The sequence below is a fragment of the Kocuria sp. PD6 genome (assembly GCF_031844145.1).
GTDB classification, from domain to species: Bacteria; Actinomycetota; Actinomycetes; order Actinomycetales; family Micrococcaceae; genus Kocuria; species Kocuria marina.
In genome coordinates, this window is the sequence record NZ_JAUZUS010000005.1 from 95,334 (window position 1) to 110,293 (window position 14,960).

Here is a 14,960-nt window from a genome sequence, read left to right on the forward strand (position 1 = left end):
AGTGTGCTACTTTTCCGCGCGTAATGCGGCATACATCACCTGTGCCAGGTGAACTCCTTCCGCGTCGGTGCCCTGGGCGATCTGCGTGCGGCACGAGAAACCGTCCGCGAGCACGATCGAACCGGGCCCCGCGGCACGGATCGCGGGGAACAGGTTGCGTTCCCCGAGGGTCTGGGAGATCTCGTGGTGACCTGGTTCGAAGCCCCAGTTGCCGGCGAGACCGCAGCAGCCACCGCCCACCACGGCGGTGTCCACCCCGAGCTTCTCGAGCACGCGTAGTTCCGGCGTGAAGTCGCCCTGGGCCTTCTCGTGGCAGTGCACCTGGCACACCGCGGTGCCCGGTCCCGCGTGGGTCTCGAGCGTGTCGAACGGCCAGTCCCCGCCGTCCTCGGCGTGGCGCGCACTGAACTCACCGAGCGTGACCGTGAGGGCCCGGACCTTGTGGGCGCGCGGGTCATCCGGGAGCAGCTCGGTGATGTCGTGCTGGAGCATCACCGTGCAGGACGGTTCCAGCCCGATGATCGGGTAGCCAGCCTCGAGCAGCGGCTCCATCACGTCCAGGGTCTGCAGCAGGGTCCGGCGGGTCATGTCCAACTGCCCGGTGGAATGCCACGTGAGTCCGCAGCACACGTTTCCCATGGGCATGAGCACGCGGTAGCCCATGGCCTCTAGCACCGCCACGGCGGCCTTGCCGGGCCCGTCTGCGGAGAAGTTCGTGAACGTGTCCGGCCACAGCACCACGGACGGTTTCTCCGCCGACGACGCCGCGCGGCCGCCTCCGCGCGCCACCGCGCCCTGTGGGGTGCGGGTCTTGAACCACGACGTGAGCGGGGTGTCGTTGAAGCGGATCATCCGCCGCTTCGGTTCGATGCCGCCGAGCTTCTTGGTCAGTTCCTCGATGGGACGGAAGCGTTCCAGGAAGTTCACCGCGCGCAGCGAACCGGGGACCCTGGTCACGAGCTTCATGAGCCACGGCATCCACCCCATGGTCAGGTGCGCCATGGGCCGGCGGTCCTTGCCGACGAACGAGCCCAGGCCCTGGCGGAAGTGGTGGTGCAGGAACTCGGCCTTGTAGGTGGCCATGTCCACGTTCACGGGGCACTCCGTGGCGCACGCCTTGCACGAGAGGCACAGGTCCAGGGCCTCGTAGGTCTCCTTGGACTTCCACCCGTCTGTGATGTGCTCGCCGCGCAGCATCTCGGCGAGGGACCGCATGCGCCCGCGGGTCGAGTGCACCTCGTCGTGGGTCGCGTGGAAGGACGGGCACATGGCCCCCGAGTCCGAGCGGCATGCGCCCACGCCCACGCAGCGGTTGATGGCCTGGCCGAACGAGCCGTCGTCCGCGGAGAACGCGTGGACCGGGGTCAGCTCGAACGTGCGCGCGCCGGGACCCGGGCGGATGCCCCGGTCGAGGGGTTCGGGATCCACCACGACCCCGGGGTTGAAGAAATTGTCGGGATCGAAGATCCGTTTGAATCGGGCGAAGGCGCCGCGTGCCTCGTCGGAGTAGATGGTACTGAGCAGCTCCGAGCGGGCACGGCCGTCCCCGTGCTCCCCGGAGACCGAGCCGCCGTAGCGGTGCACGAGTTCCGCGGCCCGCTCGATGAACCGGCGGTAGTGGGCCACGCTCTCGTCCGTGTTGAAATCGAAGGAGATCCGAATGTGCACACAGCCCTCGCCGAAGTGGCCGAACGGGATACCGCGCAGGTCCATCTCGTCCAGCAGCGCGTAGAGGTCCTTGAGGTAGGCGCCCAGGTGCTGCGGGGGCACAGCGGAGTCCTCCCACCCGGGCCACGCCTCGCCGCCGTCCGGCAAGCGGGTCACGATCCCCGCACCGGCCTCGCGGATGCGCCACAGGGCGCGGGCTTCGGCGGGATCGCCCACGACCACGGAATCCACCACGGTCTCCTCGACGAGTCCCGGCAGCGCCCGGGCGGCCTCGAACGCGGCCTCCTGGGTGTCCGCGCCCACCTCGCAGTAGAGCCAGCCGCCGCCCTCGGGGAGCTCACGGCCCGCGTTCTCCTGACCGGGGCGGGTGCGCAGGGCGTCCAGCAGGTCCGAGCCCATGCCCTCGATCGTGGTGACTCCCCGGATGCGGAACTTCGGGGCCGCGGTGGCCGCCGCGATCGCGTCCGTGAAACCCAGTACCGCGAGCGCTGTGAAGCGCGGCTTGGCCACGAGTTTCACGGTGAGTCGGGTGATGATCCCGCACGTGCCCTCGGTCCCGGCGAACGCCTTGGCCACGTCGAAACCGTTCTCGCTCAAAAGGTAGTGCAGTCCGTACCCGGAGACCTGGCGGGGGAACTGGCCCAGTTCGGTGCGCAGCATGGCCAGGTGCCGGTCCCGCAACTGGGTGAGCTGGGAATCCAGTGCGGCGTCCGAGGTGCCGCCCGCGTCCAGGGTGACCTCGCGCCCGTCGGCGAGCATGACCGTGAGCGAGACGAGGTTCTGCGCACTCGTACCCCACGCGACCGAGTGGGAACCGCACGCGTTGTTGGCGACCATCCCGCCCACGGTGGCCCGCGAATGCGTGGAGGGGTCCGGTCCGTAGGTCAGGCCGAACTCGCTCGCGGCGTCCCGCAACTGATCGCAGATCACACCGGGTTCGATCGTGGCGGTGCGGGCGTGCGGATCGATCTCCAGGATGCGGTTGAAGTACCGGGAGGTGTCGATGACCAACCCGTCACCGATCGCGTTGCCCGCCACGGAGGTGCCACCACCGCGGGAGATCACAGGCCAGCCGTTCGCCCGGGCCGTGGACAACAGCTCACGGATCTCCTCGACCGAGCGCGGTTCCGCGACCGCCGCCGGCAGCCGGCGATAGATCGAGGCGTCCGAGACGTAAGCGGCGCGTGTGGTGAGGTCATCCCGGAGAGCAGTCATGCTCCAACTTTCACCCACGCGGCGCCGCGTTACCAACTCGTGTCACCGGTCACGAGGCCGCCGGTGACGACACCGCCGGGCCGGGGCGGCGGTGTCGTGCTGCCACCGCGTCAGCGGCGGACGATCACCACTCGGGGGCGATCGTGATCTCCGCGCCCGCGAGGTCCTCGGACCACTCCACCTGGCACGTGAGCCGGGAGTTGTCGTGGCGGGTGTCGTCCAGCATCTCCAGGAGGTCTTCCTCCTCCTCGTTGGTCCCGCCCGTCTTCACGAACGTGTCCTGGTCCAGGTACGAGTGGCACGTGGAGCACGAGGCGTTGCCGCCGCACGTGGCGAGGATCGGGAACTTGTGGCGGGTGAGGCACTCCATGAGCGTCTCGTGGTCCTTCCACTCGACGCCCTCGGTGCGTTCGCCCTCGCGGTTGGTCACATTGATCAGGATGCTGCTCACGCGGCTGGACCTCCTGGGGTTCTACCCCGTCCGGATGTTGCGGATTACTGGGAACTAGCGGCCATTCTATGATCGGGCGTCAACTCCGGGGACATCGCGTGGCGAAGTGTGATGAGACCCGCACCCGCCCGGCCCCTGCTCAACCCCCGGTGGAGCCGGGCGGTTCCGGCCCGCCCAAGTCCTGGCGGGCCACCGGCTTCTCAGCTCGTCCGGCGCAGGGTCAGCGCCTGGGCCACCCGGCCGATCGGACCGTGCTCGTCGAACAGCTCCGAATGAGTCAGGCCCGCGCCGTCCCCGCCGAACTCCACCCGGGTGTCGAGTCCCACCCACGAGGACACCGGGGCGCGGAACATGTGGATGCTCAGGTCCACATTGGGGAACGCCCACGGTCCGATCTCCGCGCGCGGAGCGATCCCGTTGGCGGCGTCGACCGAGCTGATGAACCGGGCGGTGGGGGAGGACTCCTCGCCCTCGACCACCGACTTGGTGATCCGCAGCCAGCCCGCGCCGTTGCCGGGTCGGGGCCGCCGGGCGATACGTGCCTCGACGGAGCCGATGAACCCGCCGCCCCACGCCTCGGACATATTGACCGGCTCGCACTGCTCCACGGGGGTCAGCGGCTCGATCTCCCCGCCGGCCACGTCCTGGGTGTCCGAGGTCTTCAGCCGCCACAGGCTCAACCGGATGCAGTCCCGCCCGCCGGCGCTCATGGTCGCCTCGACCAACTCGATGGTCCTGCCCGGGCGCAGCACGCGCGTGTGCACCTCGATCTCACCACCGGGGATGACCCCCAGAATGTCGAAGGAGAAACGCACCGGCAGCACGTCCTCGCGCGGGTGGTTGCGTTCGATCTCGTGTACCAGCAGGCCGGACGACGCCGCCATGTGCTGTTCCAGGGGGCTCCACGCTCCCTGCGTGTACACCGTGGTGCGGAAACCGTGATCGCTCGTGCGCACGTAGTGGGCGTCCGGGACGTCCTCGCCGTTGGCGCCCAGGTGCCCGGGGGCTTCTTCGGTACTCATGCATGCTCCTGCCTGTCCTGACCGCGGGCGGGGCCGCGTCCGGTTCCTGGAACATGGCCGCCCGCGATGCGAGTGTGTGCCGGAATACACCCTAGGGGAGCGTCGCGGGAACACCTATCGGACTTGCGACGCGTGCCGGGCAGGACGAGTTGCCCGCCTACCCGCGGGCTCACGACCCGCGCACCCGCCCGGCAACTACCCGCCCGGCCCTCCCAGCGGGCGGCTGCTCCAGTGGAGTAAAAGCAGAATCCGGGTACCCCGAGCTGCTTCTACTCCACTGGGAATTCGGAGCCGGTAGATGCGAGCGCCGGGGCCGAGAGTGGCGGCGTCGTCAGGGCAGCGCGAGCCGGCACACCTTGCGCCACGCCTGGAAGACCTGCCGGGGCAGGGGGCCGGAGGTGTAGCGGATGCCGTACTTACGGCAGATCTCCCGCACGCGGGGTGCGATGCGCGCCAGGTGGTTGGACGGCATGTCCGGAAAGAGGTGGTGTTCGATCTGGAAGGAGAGGTGCCCGCTCATGAAGTGCATGAGGCGTGAACCGTCGATGTTCGCCGAGCCCATGGCCTGGCGGCGGTACCAGTGCCCCCGAGTCTCGTCGCGCACGTCCTCCTCCGTGAAGGTCTCCGCGCCGTCCGGGAAGTGGCCGCAGAAGATGACCGTGTGCGCCCAGACGTTGCGGATCACGTTTGCCGCCAGGAACCCCTTAAGCGACGCCTTCCCCGAACCTGTGAGGGACGCCAGCAGCGGAGAGAACACGAAGTCCTTGGCGGACTGGCGGCCCAGCTTCTTCATCACGCGCTTGAAGTCCTCGAACGTGGCCCGCCCGGACTTCTTGCCGGCCAGGAACTGGTCCAGTTCGATGTCGTAGATCGCGATGCCCCACTCGAATGCCGGTGCCAGGCCCAGGTTGATCACCGGGTTCAGCAGGTTCACGGGCTTCCATGGCTGATCGGGGTCCATGCGCAGCACGTTGTACCCCACGTCCCGATCCTTGCCGAGCACGTTGGTCCACGTGTGGTGCGTCTCGTTGTGGGTGCGCTGCCAGCCCGCCGACGGCGCCACGAAGTCCCACTCCCACGTGGTCGAGTGGATCTCCTTGTCGTTCATCCAGTCCCACTGCCCGTGGAGCACGTTGTGGCCGATCTCCATGTTATTCAGGATCTTGCCCACACTCAGGCACCCCACACCGGCCCACCACAGGGGTTTGTGACGGGAGAAGAGCAGACAGGCCCGCCCCGTCATCTCCAGGCTACGCTGCAGTACCACCACGCGGCGGATGTACTGGGCGTCGGACTGGCCGCGGCGGGAGAAGACCTCGTCCCGCACGGCGTCGAAATCGGCCGCGAGTTCCGCGAGCTCGGCCTCCGTGAGGCGCAGCGGATCGCGGCGTGGGGAGCGGGTCGGGTCACGCACGTCTGGACGGGACCGGGTTCACGGTGCAGCTCACCGGTGCGGATGTTGGTCACGGCCCCGTCCGTCAAGGGAACCAGACAACTGTGGCAGATGCCCATACGGCATCCGTGGGGCAGCTGGTGCTGCGCGCGTTCGGCGGCCTCCAGGACGGTTTCGTCCGGGCCCACTCCCAGGGTCATCTCGGAACGGGTGAACCAAACTTCCCCGCGTTGGCCGCCGCTGAACTGCCTGGTGACATCGAAGCGTTCCACCACGGGGGGCCGCCGTGGCTGCGCGAGAGGTCCTCCACGGCGCTGACGAACGAGTCGGGGCCGCTCGCGTACGTCACCCGGTCCGCGTGATCGGGACACAGCTCGGCCAGGGCATCGGCGTCGGAGGCGTCGAGGCAGCCGCGTTCCTCGGTGAACCAGAAGACCGGCCGCAGACCCGGGAACTGGTCCGCGAGTTCCAGGATCTCGTCGTGGAAGATGCACGACTCCCGGCTCCGGGACACGTAGACCAGCACGACGTCGTGGTCCGGCCTGCGCGGCATGAGGGTCCGCAGCATGGACATCACCGGGGTGATCCCGGAACCGGCCACCATGAACAGCAATTCTGTGGGGGTGTCCGGGAGCAGGAACTGTCCTTCGGGGCGTTCCAGGTAGAGCACGTTGCCCGGGGCGGCGCGCTCAACGATGTGTTCGGACACCAGGCCCTGCGCTTTGACGGTGATCGACGGGTCACCGTGTTCGGGGGCGCTGATGGAGTACGGACGCCAGATCCGCTTCCCGTCCACTTCCACGCTGATCCGCGCCCACTGCCCCGCCCGGTGCGGGATCCACCCTCACCCGCGGTGAAGAACAGGGTCACGGTGTCGGGGGTCTCGCGCCGCACGTGCGTGATGCGGCCTCGTGTGTAATGTGCGCTCGTCAGGGAGCCGAAGACCTGCGCGAAGGACCGCGGGTCCTGGGGGTAGCTCAGAATTCCAGCGGCTGCACGAAAGAATCCCTTGATCCGGGGGTGGCCCATACCCCAGTTCTACCTATTAGTAAGTAAACGTGCAGTATGCGTCCAGCATGTGGGCACCCCCTGCACCCCTCTGCTTTTACTGAGTAGAAGCAGCATCCGAGCACCCCCGAGCTGCTTTTGCTCCACTAGATATTCGAGGAGGGCGGATGTGGCGCGGAGCCGACGTGATCTGGACAACACCCCCGCACTTAGGCACTGTGGCTACTACGCGCGCGGGCCCGGGGAGCGCCGTCGTCCCTGGATCCGCGCCGACTCCGAGGACCCGACCATGAGGGGAACCCCGCCATGACCGATCCCGCACCGCATACGCCGCCATCCACCGAGGACGAACCGCAGGGCGAGGCCCGCGCCGACACCGTGGGGGCTCTGCTGCAACGGGCCGTGTCGCGCAACGGCGGTGCCACCGCGTTGCTCTTCCAGGACCGGTGCTGGTCGTACCGGGAGCTGGGGGACGCGGTCCGGCGGGACACCCGCCGCCTGGCCGATGCGGGCCTGACCCCGGAGACGCGCGTCGCGGCGTTCGGCGTGAACTCGGACGTCTACGCGATCCTGTACCTCGCGTGCGCCCAAGCGGGGCTCGTGCACGTCCCCGTCAACTTCGCGCTGAAAGGGGACGAGCTCGCGTACGTTCTCGAGGACTCCGGGGCCACCACGGTGATTGCCGATCCCGAACTGTTGCCGCTCGTGGCGCAGGTCCGGGACTCCGGGAGAGCACGCGCCGTCGAACGCGTCCTGCCCATGCTGCCCGGCGGCGAGGACGACGACACCTCGCTTCAGGAGACCGCGCTCGATCCCCGGGCCGACGACGCTGCCGTCCGGGTGACAGTGCGCGGCCACGATCTGTTGCAGCTGCTTTACACCTCCGGCACCACGTCCGCGCCCAAGGGCGCCATGATGACGCACGCCGCTCTGTTGGCCGAGTACACGTCCGCGATCATCGCGCTGGACCTGACCGCGGAGGACCGTCCGCTCGTGGCCATGCCGCTCTACCACTCGGCGGGCATGCACGTGTTCCTGCTGCCCTACCTCGCTCTGGGGGCGGCGGTGCGATTGACCCGGGAACCGGATATCGCCGAGATCCTGCAGCTGGTCGAGGAGGAGCACGTGGGTTCGCTGTTCCTGGCGCCCACCGTATGGGTGCCGCTGAGCAATCACCCCGACCTCGAGACTCGGGACCTGTCGTCATTGCGCAAGGCGCAGTACGGCGCGTCCATCATGCCCGTCACGGTGCTGCAACGGTTGCGCTCCCGCTATCCGGGCATCGGGTTCTACAACTGCTTCGGGCAGTCGGAACTCGGGCCCCTGTGCACCGTCCTGACACCCGCCGAGCACGACGCCCGTCCGGCGTCGTGTGGGCGTCCCGTGTTCAACGTGGAGGCGCGGGTGGTCACGTCCGAGGCCCGGGTCGCTCAACCCGGGGAGCCAGGGGAGATCCAGTACCGCTCCCCGCAGCTGCTGACCGGCTACTGGAACAAGCCGGCGGCCACGGCGGACGCGTTCGTGAACGGCTGGTTCCGTTCCGGGGACCAGGTGGTGCAGGACGAACAGGGGTACATTCAGGTGGTGGACCGGATCAAGGACGTGATCAACACCGGGGGTGTCCTGGTGGCTCCTCGCGAGATCGAGGACTGCATCTACGAGCTGCCCGACGTCGCCGAGGTCGCGGTGGTGGGGCTCCCGGACGAACGGTGGATCGAGGCCGTCACGGCGGTGATCGTCCCCAAGGAGGGATCGGAGCTCACCGCGGAGTCGGTGCGCTCCCATGTGAAGGCCCGCCTGGCCGATTACAAGGTGCCCAAGCGTGTGGACTTCGTCGCGGAGCTGCCCCGCAACCAGTCCGGCAAGTTGCTCAAGCGCGAACTGCGGGCGGAACGGACGAACCCGGTATGAGGCAGGAGGACACCGTGGAACACCCCGATGCCGTCCGGGTGGAGCACAGAGCCGGCGTGGTGCGGATCGTGTGGGACCGCGCGGCCACCGGCAACGCCGTGGACCTGGGCCTCGCGCGCGAGACACTGTCCGCCCTGCGACGGGCGGAAGCCGATCCCACCGTCCACGTGCTGACCCTCACGGGTTCCGGGCGGTTCTTCAGCGCGGGCGGTGACGTCAAGGGCATGGCCGGTCGTCCGGCCACCGAGCGTCCCGGGTTCCTGCGGGAACTCGCCTCCGCGGCCCGGGATCTGGCCCTGGCCATGGTGCGCTCGCGGCTGCTCATCATCGCCGGGGTCAATGGCACGGCGGCCGGGGCCGGACTGGGGGTGATCCTCAACTCCGACTGGGCGCTCATCCGGGAGGACGCCACCGTGCTCGCCGCCTACGCCGCGATCGGCCTGACGCCGGACACCGGTGTGTCCTATCTGCTGCCCCGCGCAGTGGGGCATCAACGTTCGGTGGAACTGACCCTCGGGGGTCGCCGGCTCACCGGGACGGAAGCGGTCGAGTGGGGGATTGCTGCTGAATCCGTTTCGGCGGAGGAGTTCGCTGAGCGATTGACGGAGGTGGAGGACCGTTTCGTCGCGGGAACCGCCGGTTCCTACGGGTCCACGAAGCGCTTGCTGCGCCGCGGCGTCGTCGCGGAGTACGAGACCCACCTGGCGGAGGAGATCAGCGTGATCGCCGAGCGCTCCGGGACTCCGGAGTCCGTGGCCCTCGTGGACGGCTTCGCGGGCCGGGGGTGAACCGGCTCCGGTCATGAACGAGGCCCCTGCTTCCCCGGAAATTCGGGGAGGCAGGGGCCTCGAAATTTGGCGGTGACGGTGGGATTTGAACCCACGTTGGCTTTGACACCAAACATCATTTCGAGTGATGCACCTTCGGCCGCTCGGACACGTCACCAACTCCCAGCACTTTACAGCCCGGGGCGCAACCCCTCCAAACCAGGGCTGGGCGCGGCCCGGCTCAGGGGTTGCGGTGGCCCCGGAAGAACTCGTGCAGCAAGGCGGCGCACTCGGCCTCGCGAACCCCGCCCGTGACCTCCACCCAGTGGTTCAGGCGCGGATCACGCACGATGTCGAACACCGATCCGCACGCCCCCGCCTTGGGGTCCCATGCCCCGAACACCACGGTGGGCACCCGAGCCAGCACGATCGCCCCGGCGCACATGGCGCACGGTTCGAGCGTCACCACCAGGGTGCAGCCTTCCAGCCGCCAGGACCCCAGCGCGCGGGAAGCCTTTCGCAGGGCCAGGACCTCGGCGTGGGCGGTGGGATCGCCGTCGGCCTCGCGGCGGTTGTACCCGCGCCCGATGACCCGGCCGTCCGGGTCCAGGACGACGGCGCCGATCGGCACGTCCCCCGTGCCTTCCGTGGCGCGGGCCTCTGACAGAGCCAGGTCCATCCAGCCCGAGAGCTGGATGGACCTGGCGGTGTGCGGTAATGCCACGCTGTGTCAGCGCTGGACGCGGTTCTGGTTGAACCACGCGGAGGTAGGGGCGCGGAACGCGGTCACGATCCACAGGATGTCCACCACGACCTTCACGATCATCAGGATGGCCATGATGATGTTCCACGGCGCGGGGTAGATGAAGACACCGAACAGGCCGAAGATTCCGCTCAGGATGGCGATGGCCGCGAGGACGGTGCCCAGGATGCGAGCCCAGTTCTTGCCCTTCTTCAGGCCGTTGTAGACCAGGAAGTACAGCGCGAGTCCGATGATCAGGCTGATGATGCTGGCGACGGGACCGGTGGTCATGGCCATCTGGCTCGCGCTCTGATCCGCCATTTCCGTGCTCAGGCCCATGTCGCGGTACATCTGGGTGTAGTCCACGCTGCTCGCCGCGATCAGGCCGATGATGCCGTTGAGGACGTAGAGCCCCAGGGACGCCAGGGTCAGCTTGAGCAGCTTGTCCACCGTGGAGGGGCGGTCCATGGTGCCGGTGTACTGGTTGGGGTTGTACTCCGAGGTGCCGTACTTGCCGCCGGTCATGCCGTACTGCTGGCCCTGGGGCGCGCCGTTGACTGCGCCCTGCCCGCGGGGCTGGGGCGGCACGGGCTGGGTCGCGCCCGGGTCACCGTACGGAGGGTTGTGCGGGTTGTTGTTGGGGGTGTCGTTGCTCATGAGGACTGTCCTTCCTGTGCATCGTGCGAGTGATACTGCGTGAGTGTGGGGGGATTACTCGTATCGAAGGGCATTGATGGGATCCTGCCGGGCCGCCCGCATGGCGGGGATGGTCCCGGCGAGGAACGCGATGAACATCACCGCGAGGATGATGATCACGATCTTGAGCGGGTCGAACAAGAACAGACTCAGCCCGGGCAGCGACGAAAGCAACCCGTTGGAGAGGACCCCGCTGAGGATGCTGCCGGTGGCCACGCCCACGGCGGCTCCGATCGCGGAGCCCAGGAAACCGATGAAGATGGCCTCGAGGGAGAACAGGCCGAAGACCTTGCCCCCGCTCATTCCCATGGCCTTCATGAGCCCGATCTCGCGGGTGCGTTCCTGGACGGACATGAGCAGCGTGTTCACGATGCCGAATCCGGCCGCGAGCAGCGCGATGATCGCGAAGGAGTTGAGGATCCACACGATCCCGTTGATCACGGCCCGGAACATCCCGAGCTGGTCCTCGACCGTCACGCCCAGCATGTCGTCGTCCGCGAGCTGGGACTTGATGGGGCCTACCTCGGTGTTGTCGCTCAAGTTGGCCGTGGCGGTGAAGTACGTGTTGGGCATCTCCCGGGGTGAGCCCGAGGTCTGGTACTCGTACAGCTTCTTGTTCAGCTCCGATGAGGGAATGGGGCTGGTGGACGCGCCCGCGAGGGAGGCCTGGCTGATGCCGGAGACCCGGACGTCGAAGGCTCGGGTCTCGCCGGCGGCGTTGCGCATGGCGATCGTCACGGTTTTGCCCACGGCGTCCTCGTTGGAGTCGAAGCCCAGGGGCGCCACCCAGGAGGCGGGCAGCAGGATCTCGTCCGCGGACCGGTCCGGGGCCTCACCGGCCTCCAGCTGCAGCCCTTCCGCTTCCGCCGGGGAGCCCAGGCTCAGCTGGAACTTCTTGCCGTCGGGGGCCTCCAGGTAGGTGGGCGTGACCATGTACATGGGGTCCACGGACTCCACGCCGTCGATATCCCTGATCTTGTCGATGTCGGCGTCCGTGAGCCCTGCGATCGAACCGAACCCCGTCTGCACATTGGCCCGCTCGGGGTCGTACTCGGTGGGCCCGTCCTCCTGGTCGGAGCCGGGGGTGGAGCGCTCGGACACCTTCTGGACGTACAGGGCGTTCTGGTTACCGAACGCGGCCACGGTCTTGTCGATGTAGTCGTTGACGCCGGTGCCGATGCCCGAGGTCAGCGTGAGCGTGAAGGAACCGATGAAGATGGCAATCACGGTCAGGATGGTGCGGGCCTTGGACCGGAACGTGTTGGCGATCGCCGTGCGCAGCAGATCGAGGAATTTCACGCGGTGGCTCCTGGCTGGTCGGTCGGGCGGTGTGGGGTGTTGGTGGCCCAAGGGGCGGCGTGCTTGCCCGGCCGCACGGGTTCCTGGGTGGCGCGGGTGAGCTCGGCGGCGTCGGCCTCGCTGAGGGTGATCATCTCGCCGGTCGTGGGCTCGGTGATCCGGACGGTCCCGGTGGCGTCGTCGGCGCCCGCCGGGTGCGCGGCGCGGCGCGGCTGCCGATCGACGACGTCGTTCGTGGCCGCCTCCGGGGTCGGTACGATCTGCCCGTCCACGAGGTAGATCTGCCGGGAGCACTGCTGCGCGAGGTCCAGATCGTGGGTCACGACCACCAGGGTGATGCCCTTGTCCCGGTTGAGCCCGAAGAGGATATCCTCCACAACCCGGGACGTTGCCGAGTCCAGGTTCCCGGTGGGCTCGTCCGCGAAGATCACGGAGGGTTCGTTGATCAGGGCTCGCGCGATTACCACGCGCTGTTTCTGACCACCCGAAAGATCGGTGGCCTTGTTCTCGGCCTTGTCCGCCATGTCCAGTTGGTCGAGGACTTCCATGCCGCGGCGTTTGCGCTCACCGGCCGGAACACCCGCGATCTTCAGGGGGAGCGTGACGTTTTCCAACACGCTCTGATTGGGAGTCAGGAAGAACTGCTGGAACACGAAACCGAACGCGGAATTGCGCAGTTCGTTGATTTCTTTGGCATTCAGATCCCCGGTGGGCTTGCCCTCCAGGGCCACGACGCCGTGCGTGGGGGCGTCCAGCAACGCCAGCAGGTGCATGAGAGTGGATTTGCCCGAACCGGATTTTCCCACCACCGCAACGGACTCGCCTTTGTCGATCTCCAGGTTGATGCCCTTGAGGGCGTCGAAGCGGGTTTCTCCTCTGCCGTAGATCTTGACCAAATTCTCCGTTTCGAGAACCGGAGCCGTCATATTCAGGTGTCCCTTCCGAGGATTGCCGTGCGCAGAACCATGTCGAGTCTCCCGTATGACCCTATGGCACGTCCTCGTCCCCTCGGCTGATCTTCCCCGGCGTGTGATGAATCCGTGACGTCCGCGGGCCCTGCGGCGGCTGCTAGATTCTGAGGTATGCGAGTCACTGTCTTGGATCACCCCCTGGTCGCCCACAAACTGAGTGTGCTGCGCGACAAGGACACCTCCTCCCCGGTGTTCCGGTTGTTGGTGGAGGAACTGGTCACACTGCTGGCGTACGAGGCGACCCGGGACGTGCGCGTGGAGCCGGTCACGGTACGGACCCCGGTGGCCGAGACCCAGGGGATCGCGCTCGCGTACCCGCGGCCGCTCGTGGTGCCCATCCTGCGCGCGGGGCTGGGCATGCTCGAGGGGATGACCCGGTTGATCCCCACCGCGGAGGTCGGGTTCCTGGGGATGGCGCGTGACGACACCACGCTGGACATCATCACGTACGCCGAACGGCTGCCGGACGATCTCACGGGCCGTCAGGTGTACGTGCTCGATCCCATGCTCGCCACGGGTGGCACGCTGAGCGAGGCCATCAAGTTCCTCTACCGCCGCGGTGCCGAACAGATCACGTGCGTGTGCTTGCTGGCGGCGCCCGAGGGCCTCGACCGGTTGACCCGGGAACTGGACGACAGCGAGGTCAATGTGGTGCTGGCGTCCGTGGACGAACGACTGGACGAGAACGCGTACATCGTTCCCGGCCTCGGGGATGCGGGCGACCGCCTGTACGGCGTCGCGCACTGAGGCCCCCGCTCGTCGGCTCTCGGAAAGCATCTCGAGCGGGGAAGTAGCCCCCCATCTCGGCGAGAATGCAATCCATTTCGCCATGGGATCGCGTGAATCAAGAGTAGGTCTCACTATGTGAGAAAAAAACCCATATATTACTTGCCAGTCCAGCCGCGCGTCGCAGAACATGATGACAATGCCGTTTTCCAGGGAATTCATGGGAACGGGGGCATCACGAGGCAGGGGTTCGAATGTCAGGCGCACCGGGTTACGTCCACATCTCGCAGCGACACCGACTGGGTGGAGCCCAGTCCACGGCCCGACCCCGCGGGGCGCATCGCATGGTGGGGACCGCTGAGGATTTCCGACACCTGCGTTCCGTCGCCGCCGAACACGGTGCCGATTCACGCCTGGAACGTCAACCGGGCGCGGGGCAGCAGCCCACCGAGGCCCGCGGCTTCGTGATCTACGTGGGCGTGGACGAGCAAGCCGCCGCCGACCGCGGGATCAACCTCGTGCAGCTCGTGCAGGACGTCCGCCAGTTCATCAGCTCCGCGGTCCCCGAGTCCGATTCCTACGCCGCCGTGGCCCTCGCCCCGGTGCACGCGGAAGGTACGGACCTCGAAGTCGTGCGCAGCGCGTTGGGTGACCCCACGTTCTCGGACCCGGTGATCGAACCCATTGCGCCGCTGCCCGCGGCCGGTGCCGGGAGCGCGATTGACCGTCAGCGGGTGGGCGTGTTGATCGACCTCTCCCGCCGCGAAGTGTTCCTGGACGGGGAGCTGCTGAACCTGACCCACCGCGAGTTCGAACTGCTCAACTACCTCGTGGAGAACGGCACCCGCACCGTGGGCCGCACCGAGCTGCTCGACAGCCTGTGGGGCGACGCCGAGGAGGTCCCCTCCGAGCGCACGATCGACGTGCACGTGCGGCGGTTGCGTTCCAAGCTGGGTCGCTTGGCCAACACCGTGCGCACCGTTCGCGGTCAGGGGTACCGGTTCTACGACCACCCCGAGGTCGTCGTGTGGGCCGCGCCCGAGTACTCCATCTGATCCTCCTCAGTCGCGAGACCGCGCTCACCCGGGAGC

General features: G+C 67.7%; 13 protein-coding genes, 1 tRNA gene and 1 pseudogene. 4 read left to right on the forward strand and 11 right to left on the reverse strand.

Going from position 1 to position 14,960, the window contains the following annotated elements:
- Window positions 1–6 precede the first annotated feature (6 nt).
- The 6 genes and pseudogenes from Q9R22_RS06095 to Q9R22_RS06120 all read right to left on the reverse strand — a co-directional run bounded on the left by Q9R22_RS06095 (window position 7) and on the right by Q9R22_RS06120 (window position 6,551).
- Window positions 7–2,883 (reverse strand): FAD-binding and (Fe-S)-binding domain-containing protein, encoded by a 2,877-nt coding sequence (locus tag Q9R22_RS06095; protein WP_131332256.1) that lies wholly within the window; start codon window positions 2,881–2,883, stop codon window positions 7–9.
- Between the two features lie 124 nt (window positions 2,884–3,007).
- Entirely contained in the window at window positions 3,008–3,334 is a 327-nt protein-coding gene (locus tag Q9R22_RS06100; protein WP_064845186.1) for a 2Fe-2S iron-sulfur cluster-binding protein, read from the reverse strand.
- Between the two features lie 200 nt (window positions 3,335–3,534).
- Window positions 3,535–4,356, reverse strand: a complete 822-nt coding sequence (locus Q9R22_RS06105) for a thioesterase family protein (RefSeq protein WP_131332257.1) — start codon at window positions 4,354–4,356, stop codon at window positions 3,535–3,537.
- A gap of 331 nt (window positions 4,357–4,687) precedes the next feature.
- A complete protein-coding gene (locus Q9R22_RS06110) occupies window positions 4,688–5,770 on the reverse strand; it encodes an acyl-CoA desaturase (protein WP_131332258.1) in 1,083 nt (360 codons plus the stop codon).
- A 44-nt stretch (window positions 5,771–5,814) separates the two neighbouring features.
- A pseudogene (locus Q9R22_RS06115) lies at window positions 5,815–5,949 on the reverse strand (2Fe-2S iron-sulfur cluster-binding protein); the annotation flags it as partial.
- Window positions 5,946–6,551: a hypothetical protein gene (locus tag Q9R22_RS06120; protein WP_242670568.1), complete on the reverse strand. Its 606-nt coding sequence runs from the start codon at window positions 6,549–6,551 to the stop codon at window positions 5,946–5,948. The pseudogene Q9R22_RS06115 and the gene Q9R22_RS06120, both read right to left, overlap by 4 nt.
- A gap of 512 nt (window positions 6,552–7,063) precedes the next feature.
- On the opposite strand from Q9R22_RS06120, the gene Q9R22_RS06125 reads away from it, so the two are divergent.
- Together Q9R22_RS06125 and Q9R22_RS06130 are read left to right on the forward strand one after the other, a co-directional pair.
- Window positions 7,064–8,668 carry a fatty acyl-CoA synthetase gene (locus Q9R22_RS06125; protein WP_131332259.1) on the forward strand — a complete coding sequence of 535 codons (1,605 nt, stop codon included), beginning with the start codon at window positions 7,064–7,066 and terminating at the stop codon, window positions 8,666–8,668.
- A gap of 14 nt (window positions 8,669–8,682) precedes the next feature.
- Entirely contained in the window at window positions 8,683–9,456 is a 774-nt protein-coding gene (locus tag Q9R22_RS06130) for an enoyl-CoA hydratase/isomerase family protein (protein ID WP_305143007.1), read from the forward strand.
- Between the two features lie 67 nt (window positions 9,457–9,523).
- Here Q9R22_RS06130 and Q9R22_RS06135 read toward each other — a convergent pair.
- From Q9R22_RS06135 to Q9R22_RS06155, 5 genes are all read right to left on the reverse strand, one after another.
- Window positions 9,524–9,613: transfer RNA gene (locus Q9R22_RS06135), tRNA-Ser, on the reverse strand.
- A gap of 63 nt (window positions 9,614–9,676) precedes the next feature.
- On the reverse strand, window positions 9,677–10,159 hold the full coding sequence (tadA, locus tag Q9R22_RS06140; RefSeq protein ID WP_370520569.1) for a tRNA adenosine(34) deaminase TadA: 483 nt from the start codon (window positions 10,157–10,159) through the stop codon (window positions 9,677–9,679).
- Between the two features lie 6 nt (window positions 10,160–10,165).
- On the reverse strand, window positions 10,166–10,834 hold the full coding sequence (locus Q9R22_RS06145; RefSeq protein WP_131332260.1) for a hypothetical protein: 669 nt from the start codon (window positions 10,832–10,834) through the stop codon (window positions 10,166–10,168).
- A gap of 54 nt (window positions 10,835–10,888) precedes the next feature.
- The gene (locus Q9R22_RS06150) at window positions 10,889–12,172 is read right to left on the reverse strand and encodes an ABC transporter permease (protein WP_098055112.1); all 1,284 of its coding nucleotides are present in this window, start codon (window positions 12,170–12,172) and stop codon (window positions 10,889–10,891) included.
- Window positions 12,169–13,098 carry an ABC transporter ATP-binding protein gene (locus Q9R22_RS06155; protein WP_131332261.1) on the reverse strand — a complete coding sequence of 310 codons (930 nt, stop codon included), beginning with the start codon at window positions 13,096–13,098 and terminating at the stop codon, window positions 12,169–12,171. Before Q9R22_RS06155 ends, Q9R22_RS06150 begins: the two co-directional genes overlap by 4 nt.
- Window positions 13,099–13,254: 156 nt before the next feature.
- Between Q9R22_RS06155 and upp the strand changes: the two genes are divergently transcribed.
- A complete protein-coding gene (gene upp, locus Q9R22_RS06160; RefSeq protein WP_064845136.1) occupies window positions 13,255–13,890 on the forward strand; it encodes a uracil phosphoribosyltransferase in 636 nt (211 codons plus the stop codon).
- Window positions 13,891–14,123: 233 nt separating this feature from the next.
- Window positions 14,124–14,924, forward strand: a complete 801-nt coding sequence (locus Q9R22_RS06165) for a winged helix-turn-helix domain-containing protein (RefSeq protein WP_085106103.1) — start codon at window positions 14,124–14,126, stop codon at window positions 14,922–14,924.
- Window positions 14,925–14,960 lie beyond the last annotated feature (36 nt).